Origin of the sequence: Pseudomonas sp. BTN1 (assembly GCF_001907715.1) — a bacterium.
In the GTDB taxonomy this organism is placed as follows: Bacteria; Pseudomonadota; Gammaproteobacteria; order Pseudomonadales; family Pseudomonadaceae; genus Aquipseudomonas; species Aquipseudomonas paracarnis.
Genome location: NZ_MPBM01000038.1, coordinates 347098 through 356437 on the forward strand (window position 1 = coordinate 347098; position 9340 = coordinate 356437).

Sequence of the window (9340 nt, forward strand, 5' to 3'; positions counted from 1 at the left end):
CTCACAGCATTCGCGAGCAAGCCCGCTCCCACACTTGCCCCTCGTTGTTTGATAAATGGTGTTCCAATAAAAAGCCCCCGCATCTCACGATGCGGGGGCTTTTGGTTTAGCGAGTCATCAAGCCGGTTGCAACACCGACTGTCCACTCAACGCCAGGTCCAGCAACTCACGGTTGGCCACCGCATACATGGCGTAGTCCGTGCCCACTGCGGCACGAATTTCCACCATCATGGCACGCCAGCGATCCGCCATGTCCTGATGCTGCTCAAGCCACAGGGCCACGCGGGCTTCCATGTCTTGTGGTGCATCGGCCATTTGCAGGACCGAAATGGTGATCGCCCGTTGCTGCCAGTCCACGTCATCGCGGAAGGCTTCGCGGGCCTGGGCCTGCCAGTTGTTGGCAACCGGCAGATCACTGATCTGCTGCAGGTACCATGGCAAGTCCAGGGCGCTGCCCACGGCGAAGTAAGCCTTGGCCACTTCGGCGGCGTCATGCCCGGTCACGTCGGCGGCTTCGATGATCGGCAGCAAGGTGTACAGGTGGGTAGTGCCTGCAACCATGCGCGCCAACAACTCTGGTACGCCGGCCTGGGTATAGGCCTGGTAGCGGTTCTGCCAGCCTTCGCGGGTCGGGCCTTCCAGCAGTTCGTCGAGCTTGAGGCCCAGCGCCGCCAGGTGCGGACCGAAGTGCGCGGTGTCGCGCCCGGCGTCTTGCTCGTTGCGACGGCTGCGCAAGAACCAGCGCGTAGCACGACGGCCCAGGCGCATCAGTTCATCCATGAGCTCCAGTTGCACGTCAGCGGAAACCTGGTGGTCCAGGGCTTCAATCTGACGGAACCAGTGCGGGAGATGGAAGATGTCCCGCACGATCACATACGCGCCCGCCACGTTCGCTGGGCTCATACCGGTCGACTCTTTGAGTCGCTGCACGAAGGTGATGCCCATGTGGTTGACCAGGTCGTTGGCGATCTGGGTGCTGACGATCTCGCGCTTCAGACGATGGCGACGCATGGCTTCGCCGAACTTGGCCACCAGGCTCGGTGGGAACGCGGTCTCCATGTCACGGGTCAGGTACTCATCATCCGGTACCAGCGACTTGAGCAACGCTTCCTTGAGGTCGATCTTGCTGTACGAGATCAGTACCGACAGTTCCGGACGGGTCAAGCCCTTGCCGGCAGAGGCGCGTTCAGTAAGCTGTTCCTCGGTCGGCAGGTACTCGATGGCACGGTCCAGCTTGCCACGGCCTTCCAGGTCGCTCATCAGGCGCTTGTACTCGGCAGCACGCTCGTAAGCCTTGCGCGCGGCCAGGGACAGGGCCTGGGTCTGCTTGTAGTTGTTGCCCAACACCAGGTTGCCAACTTCGTCGGTCATGCTCGCCAGCAGTTGGTTGCGCTGCTTGTCGGTCATGTCACCGGCCTGCACCACTTCGTTGAGCAGGATCTTGATGTTCACTTCGTGGTCGGAGCAATCCACGCCACCGGCGTTGTCGATGAAGTCGGTGTTGGAACCGCCGCCATTGAGACCGAATTCCACACGGCCCAGTTGGGTCATGCCCAGGTTGCCGCCCTCGCCCACCACCTTGCAGCGCAGTTCGTTGCCGTTCACGCGCAGCGCGTCGTTGGCCTTGTCGCCCACGTCGGCATGGCTTTCGGTGCTGGCCTTGACGTAGGTACCGATACCGCCGTTCCACAACAGGTCCACCGGCGCCTTGAGCAAGGCGTTGAGCAGTTCGGTCGGGGTCAGCTTGTCGGCCTGGATGTCGAAGCGTTCTTTCATCTGTGGCGAGATGGCAATGCTTTTCGCGCTGCGCGAGAAGATACCGCCACCTTCGGACATGATGCTGGTGTCGTAGTCGGTCCAGGCCGAACGCGGCAGTTCGAACAAACGCTTGCGCTCGACGAAGCTGGTGGCCGGGTTCGGGTTCGGGTCGACGAAGATATGCAGGTGGTTGAAGGCTGCGACCAGTTGCAGTTTGTCCGACATCAACAAGCCGTTACCGAACACGTCACCGGCCATATCGCCGACGCCTACCACAGTGATGCTGTCTTCCTGCACGTTGATGCCGCGCTCACGGAAGTGACGCTGTACACCTACCCATGCGCCCTTGGCGGTGATGCCCATTTTCTTGTGGTCGTAACCAGCCGAACCACCGGAGGCGAACGCATCGCCCAGCCAGAAGCCATAGTCGATGGCAATGCCGTTGGCGATGTCGGAGAAGGTTGCAGTGCCCTTGTCCGCCGCTACCACCAGGTACGGGTCATCGTCGTCATGACGCACGACGTTGGCCGGCGGCACCAGGGCGCCGTCTTTCAGGTTGTCGGTGATGTCCAACAGGCCGGAGATGAAGATGCGGTAGCAGGCGATGCCTTCGGCCGCGATCTCGTCCCGGCTGCCGCCCAATGGCAGGCGACGCGGCAGGAAGCCGCCCTTGGCGCCCACCGGCACGATTACCGAGTTCTTCACTTGCTGGGCTTTTACCAGGCCAAGCACTTCGGTGCGGAAGTCTTCTTCACGGTCAGACCAGCGCAGGCCGCCACGAGCGACGTTGCCGAAGCGCAGGTGCACGCCCTCGACCCGTGGCGAGTACACGAAGATTTCAAACTTCGGCACTGGCTTGGGCAGCTCGGGGATGGCACGCGGGTCGAACTTGAAGCTGAAGTACGACTTGTTCTGGCCGTTGGCATCGGTCTGGTAGAAGTTGGTGCGCAGGGTGGCCTTGATCAGGTCCAGGTAGCGACGCAGGATGCGGTCTTCGTTGAGCACCTGAACGTCGTCCAGAGCCGTGAGAATCGCTTGTTCCAGGCGTTGCTGCTTGTCTTCCAGGTCGTCGGCAGTAAGCTTGCGCGCCAGGTAGAAGCGGGTCTTGAACAACCGGGTCAACTCGCGGGCGATGTCGGTGTGGTTGTTCAGGGTGCTGGCGATGTAACCCAGGTCGAAGCCCAGGCGAATCTGCTTCAGGTAACGGGCATAGGCACGCAACAGCGCCACGTCGCGCCATGGCAGGCCGGCGGTGAGGACCAGGCGGTTGAACGCATCGTTCTCGGCATCGCCATGCACGATGTGCACGAACGCATCCTGCAGGGTGTCGTTGAGCTGTTGGATATCCAGGTTCACGCCTTCGGCGGCGATGAACGCAAAGTCATGGATCCAGAACTCACGGCCATTGGCATGGCGCAGGCGATACGGAAACTCACCCAGCACGCGCAGGCCGAGGTTTTCCAGGATCGGCAGTACGTCGGACAGCGCCAGCGGGGTGTCAGCGTGGTAGAGCTTGCAATGCAGCTCACGCTGACCGGAGACCTGGCCCAGCGGCTGATAGAAGCTCATCACCAGCGGGTTGGCTTCGGTCAGGCTGTTGAGGTGCTGCATGTCGACCACAGCCGAATGCGCAGCGAAACGCTCGCGGTAGCCGGCCGGGAAGCCCTTAGGGAAGTCCGCCAGCACGTTGGTGCCCTGGGCTTCGCCGAAGCTTTCCACGACCAGACTGGCGTAGTCGTCCTGCCAGCTGCGGCAGGCCTGCACCACTTCTTTTTCCAGTTGCAGCGGGTCGATGTCCAGGCGGTTCTTCGGGTCAACTCGCAGAATCAGTTGCACACGGGCAAGGACGGACTCGGAGAAGAAGGTCCAGAACTCGCAGTCCGAGGCCTTCAGACGGTCCATCAGCACTTGCTGGATCTTCTGGCGCACTTCGGTGGAGTAGATGTCGCGTGGCACGTACGCCAGGCAGTAGCAGAAACGACCGTAGGGGTCTTTGCGCAGGAACACGCGGATCTTGTTGCGCTCCTGGATCTGCACGATGGACATCACGGTGCTGAACAGCTCGTCGACTGGAGTCTGGAACAGGTCGTCACGGGGCAATACTTCCACCACCTGGGCAAGCTCTTTACCCAGGTGCGCCTTGGCCTGGAAGCCCGAACGACGTTCGATTTCCGCGACCTTGCGGCGGATGTAAGGGATCACCCGCACGCTTTCGCCGTACACCGAGGAGGTGTACAGGCCCATGAAACGGTGTTCCTTGATGACCTTGCCGTCGGCGCTGATCTCGCGGATCGACACGTAGTCAGGGTAGGCCGGACGGTGCACGCGGCTTGGGTGGGCGGCCTTGGCGAACGACAGTACGGTCGGCTCGCGCAGGTAGGCCACCGCGTAGTCCTCGATGCGCAGGTCTTCGGCGGTGAGGCCGGCGCGCAGCAGCTTGGTCAGACCGAGGAAGGAGCTGGCGTCATATTCGATATGACCGCCGTCCGCCTCGTCACGTACCACGAACTCTTCGTAGCCCAGGAAGGTGAAGTGGTTGCCCACCAGCCATTCGAGGAAGTTCTTGATCTCGGCTTTTTCTTCGCCGTCGATGGCGAACGCGCTGGCGTCGATACCGGCGAGCAGGTCCTGAACCTTGGCTTTCATCGGTTCGAAATCGGCCACGGCTACGCGCACTTCGCCCAGTACCTGCTCAAGCTCTTTGCTCAGCACGTTCAGTTCGGCGGCGTTGGCGCAGCGGTCGATCTCCAGGTACATCAGCGATTCTTGCAGGATGCCGTCGCCCTGGGTGCCCTTGGGCAGGATTTCCAGCAGCTCGCCCTTGTTGCCACGACGCACGCTGAGCACGGTGGTTTGCAAGGTATGGATGCTGTAGCCACGGCGATTCAGCTCGGTGCGTACCGAGTCGACCAGAAAGGGCAGGTCATGGTGCAGCACTTCGACCGCAGTATGCGTCGATTGCCAGCCATGACGCTCATAATCGGGGTTGTAGACCCGCACTTGCGGTTGGGTGTGATCAAAGCGCTCAAGCAGGCGCCAGGCAGACAGGGTGCAACCGGCCAGGTCGGAAAGGCGACGCTGGGTCAGTTCGTCCAGAGAAATGATGCCGAAGAATTGCTCAGCGAACAGCGCCACTTGTGGCAGTGCCTGTTCGCTGATGTGCTGCGCCAGTGCCGCTTGCAGTTGGTGCTGGAAGTCGGCCTTGCTGGCTGCGGTGAAGAACGCCATCTGTGGTACTCCGCTTGGGCTTGTTATTGATGAAAGCGTCGCGTGTTATCCCCTTGCGGGGAGACCGTCAGCTCTGTTCGCTGGTGTGCTGACAAGCACCTTAAACGAATCAGGGTGACAGGTGGGTGAAGCTGGACAGGACAGTCAGGTCACATACAACTTCCATACGGCATGCCGTTGGCCAGATGACGATACGACGGGCAGGTCAGGCGCCTGGCACAGGGCACATCCGTTGCGCAGCTTAACGAGTGTAGGAAGAACGCTGCTTGCGACGCTGCGACATATTCGGTCATCGGTAAGCAGGGTGTCGGTTGCAACTTGGGCAACCTCGGATTTTCGGTAGAAAATCTTGCTACTTTGCACACCATCAGTACCAGAAATGACCGATCCGGCCCGTCAGGTCATGCACAAGTTCCGACACAGGATGAAGCACAAAATTCGCCGCAGTGGCACAATTGCCCTCCCCAACACAGGATTGCCCCATGCTGCAGCTGAAAACCGACGCCCTGATGGCCACTCCGTGCGACGACGAAGAAGACAACATGGCCATGCTTTGCTGTCACGGCAAGAACGGCGAAATGTTCATGCTCACCCGTTACCCGGATGAAGATGAAGTGGAGCTGACCTGGGATTACGAGCCTTCGACCCTCGATGGGCTGAAAGTGACGTTGGGCGACACCACCTTATTGATCGAACTGGCGGCCGGCGATGCAGATGCCTTGGGCGGCAAGGACCAGTTGGAGATCACCCACAGCACCGCTGCGGCAGACATGGCCGAAGTGCAGGAAACGCTGCAGAACATCCTCACAGGCACCGGCACTTTCATTCGGATCTGAATGCACCGAAGACCCCACGTGGGAGCTGGCTTGCCTGCAATGCAGGCGGTGGGGTCTTTCAGCCAGACCGAGTTGAGGCCATCGCAGGCAAGCCAGCTCCCACAGTGACCGTGCTTTACCAGCCCAGACGCTTGCTATCCCATGGGTTTTGCTAAAAATACCCATCAAGCCGTTAGTCGCCGCACCCCGCGATGCATTAAAGTAAACGCCCCAGGCCCGGTGTTCTGTCACAAAACCCAGGCTCATCTTTCCAGGAACCGTCATCGATGGAACATCGTGAAGCGCTGCTTGCGCTGCGAACCTTTCTTTCTACGCAGATTCTCGGCCAGGAAAAACTCATCGATCGCCTGCTGATCGCCCTGCTCGCCGACGGCCATATGCTGGTCGAAGGCGCACCGGGGCTGGCCAAGACCAAGGCGATCAAGGAGTTGGCCGAAGGGATCGAAGCACAGTTCCATCGTATTCAGTTCACCCCCGACCTGCTGCCCGCCGACATCACCGGCACTGAGATCTATCGCCCGGAAACCGGCAGTTTCGTATTCCAGCAGGGGCCGATCTTCCACAATCTGGTACTGGCCGACGAAATCAACCGTGCCCCGGCCAAGGTCCAGTCGGCCTTGCTTGAAGCGATGGCTGAGCGTCAGGTCAGCGTAGGCCGCAGCACCTATGAGCTGTCGCCGCTGTTTTTGGTGATGGCCACGCAGAACCCCATCGAACAGGAAGGCACCTACCCGCTGCCCGAAGCGCAGCTCGACCGGTTCCTGATGCACGTCAAGATCGGCTTCCCGGACGCCGCCGTCGAGCGCCGCATCCTGCAGCAAGCCCGCGGCGAAGCACTCAATGGCGAAACCAAGCCCGAGCGGCGCGTCAGCCAACAGGCGATCTTTGCCGCCCGCAAGGAAATCCTCGGCCTGTACATGGCTGATGCCGTGGAGGAATACCTGGTGCAACTGGTGATGGCCACGCGCACCCCGTCCAAATTCGACCCGGAAATGGCCGAGTGGATCGCCTATGGCGCCAGCCCCCGTGGTTCCATCGCCCTGGACCGTTGCGCCCGTGCCCATGCCTGGCTGGCTGGCCGCGATTTTGTCAGCCCCGAAGATATCCAGGCGGTGCTGTTCGACGTGCTGCGTCACCGCATCATCCTGTCGTTCGAGGCCGAAGCCGCCGGTGTCGACCAGGACCGCGTGGTGCAACGCATTCTCGACGTCGTTGCCGTCGCTTGAAGTCGATGAACGCAAGCGATGGTATCCGCGTAACCCTCAGTGAATTGATTGAGATGCGCCACCGCGTGCGTGAGGTGCAGTTGTTCTCCATGCCTGGCCAGCGTAGCCCGCTGGTGGGCCTGCATCACTCCAAGCTGCGCGGGCGTGGCGTCGATTTCGACCAGGTGCGCGTGTACCAGGCCGGCGACGACGTGCGCACCATCGACTGGCGCGTGACGGCGCGTACCCAGGAGCCGCACACCAAGCTGTTCCACGAAGAGCGCGAACGGCCGATTTTCATCATGGTCGAGCAAAGTTGCCGGCTGTTTTTCGGCTCGGGGCAAATGTTCAAGTCGGTGCTCGCCGCCCAGGCCGCCAGCCTGATCGGCTGGGCCGCCCTGGGCCATAACGACCGGGTGGGCGGGCTGGTGTTCGGCGACAATGAGCACTACGAGATCAAGCCACGGCGCAGCAAGCAAAGCCTATTGCAACTGCTTAACCGGCTGGTGCGGGTCAACCAGAGCCTGGATACCGAGCGTCAGCCGGAAGCGGATGCCCTGGGCATGGCCTTGCGCCGTGGCCGCGAGGTACTGCGCCCGGGCAGCCTGGTGGTGGTGATCTGTGATGAACGCGCCCTCACCGAAGGCGCCGAGCAACAGCTGAGCCTGCTGGCGCGCCATTGCGACCTGCTGTTGTTGCCAATCTCCGACCCGTTGGACCACGCCCTGCCCGCCGCCGGGCTGCTGCGTTTCGCACAAAGAGGTGCGCAACTGGAACTGGACACACTGAACATCGACCTGCGCCAGGCCTACAAGGCCCAGGCCGAAGCGCGTATCGCCCGCTGGGAACTGCTCGCGCAGAAGCTGCGGCTTTTGTTGATGCCCTTGAGCACCCAGAGTGAAATGGTCGAGCAACTGCGCGAATACCTCAACCCGCAACGCCCGGTTAAAAAACCATGAGCAGCCTGGACCAACTGCAACCGCTGATCGCCCCGCCCGCCATTGGCTTCTGGCCACCTGCGCCGGGCTGGTGGCTGTTGCTGCTGGTGATCCCACTGCTCGGTTGGGGCTTGTGGTGGCTGCGTCGTTTCCTGCCGGCCCGCCGCCCCGTGGCCCGTGCCGAACAACCGCTGGACCCGTTGCGTATCGCCGCCCTGGCCGAGTTGGCGTTGATGCCCAAGCCCTACGACGGAGCGCCAGCGGGCGCCTGGTTGCAGCAACTCAACGGCCTGCTCAAGCGCCTTTGCCGTAACGACTACCCTTATAGCCAGAGCCACACCCTCAACGGGCGCAAATGGCTGGCCTTCCTGGATAACCGCTGCCCCGCCGCCGGCCTGACGCGCTGGATGGTGTTGGTGGAAGGCGCCTACAAGCCCGAATGCAAGCTCGACGACAAAGCCATCGCCGGTCTTACCCAAGCCGTCGACACCTGGATTCGCAAACATGTTTGAGTTCGCCTGGCCGTGGATCTTCGCCCTGTTGCCACTGCCCTGGATCATGCGCCTGGTGCTGCCCGTGGCCGACAGCGGCGAACCGGCGCTCAAAGTCAGTTACCTCAGTGACCTGGAAGGCTTGGCCCGCCGTCGTGCCCGGGTCAACCTGCCCGGCTGGCGCCAGCAAGCCCCATTCGTGGTGCTGTGGCTGCTGCTGTTGACCGCCGCCGCCCGCCCGCAATGGCTGGGCGAACCCTTGCCGATTGCTGCCAGCGGCCGGGATTTGCTGGTGGCGGTGGATGTCTCCGGCTCCATGGACTTTCCCGACATGCATTGGCAGGACGAAGACGTCAGCCGCCTGGCCCTGGTCAAGCACCTGCTGGGAGACTTTCTGGAGGAGCGTGAAGGTGACCGCGTGGGCCTGATCCTGTTCGGCAGCCAAGCCTACCTGCAAGCGCCCCTGACCTTTGACCGCCGCACCGTGCGCACCTGGCTGGATGAAGCGCGCATCGGCATTGCCGGCAAGAACACCGCCATCGGCGACGCCATCGGCCTGGCCCTCAAGCGTCTGCGCCAACGCCCGGCGCAAAGCCGTGTGCTGATCCTGGTCACCGACGGCGCCAACAACGCCGGGCAGATCGACCCGTTGACCGCCGCGCGCCTGGCTGCCGAGGAAGGCGTAAAAATCTACCCCATCGGCATCGGTGCCGACCCCGAGCAAACCGGCTCCCTGGGCATCCTTGGCGTAAACCCGAGCCTGGACCTCGACGAACCGGCGCTCAAGGCACTGGCCGAGGCCACCGGCGGCCAGTATTTCCGCGCCCGGGACGGCGAGGAACTGCTAAAGATCAAGGACACCCTCGACACCCTTGAACCCGTGG

The 9340-nt window shown here is 62.0% G+C and carries 6 protein-coding genes; 5 read left to right on the top strand and 1 reads right to left on the bottom strand.

Going from position 1 to position 9340, the window contains the following annotated elements:
- Positions 1-117: 117 nt before the first annotated feature.
- Positions 118-4986 carry an NAD-glutamate dehydrogenase gene (locus BMH52_RS20140; protein WP_072434518.1) on the bottom strand — a complete coding sequence of 1623 codons (4869 nt, stop codon included), beginning with the start codon at positions 4984-4986 and terminating at the stop codon, positions 118-120.
- A 482-nt stretch (positions 4987-5468) separates the two neighbouring features.
- Between BMH52_RS20140 and BMH52_RS20145 the strand changes: the two genes are divergently transcribed.
- The 5 genes from BMH52_RS20145 to BMH52_RS20165 all read left to right on the top strand — a co-directional run.
- A complete protein-coding gene (locus tag BMH52_RS20145) occupies positions 5469-5822 on the top strand; it encodes a hypothetical protein (protein ID WP_003190803.1) in 354 nt (117 codons plus the stop codon).
- 266 nt (positions 5823-6088) lie between these two features.
- Entirely contained in the window at positions 6089-7048 is a 960-nt protein-coding gene (locus BMH52_RS20150) for a MoxR family ATPase (protein ID WP_032892134.1), read from the top strand.
- Between the two features lie 5 nt (positions 7049-7053).
- Complete coding sequence (locus BMH52_RS20155) at positions 7054-7986, top strand: DUF58 domain-containing protein (protein ID WP_072434517.1); 933 nt, start codon at positions 7054-7056, stop codon at positions 7984-7986.
- Positions 7983-8477: a DUF4381 domain-containing protein gene (locus tag BMH52_RS20160; protein WP_003190798.1), complete on the top strand. Its 495-nt coding sequence runs from the start codon at positions 7983-7985 to the stop codon at positions 8475-8477. The genes BMH52_RS20155 and BMH52_RS20160 overlap by 4 nt, the downstream gene beginning before the upstream one ends.
- On the top strand, positions 8470-9340 hold an 871-nt coding region (locus BMH52_RS20165), incomplete at its 3' end, for a VWA domain-containing protein (protein ID WP_073844832.1). The genes BMH52_RS20160 and BMH52_RS20165, both read left to right, overlap by 8 nt.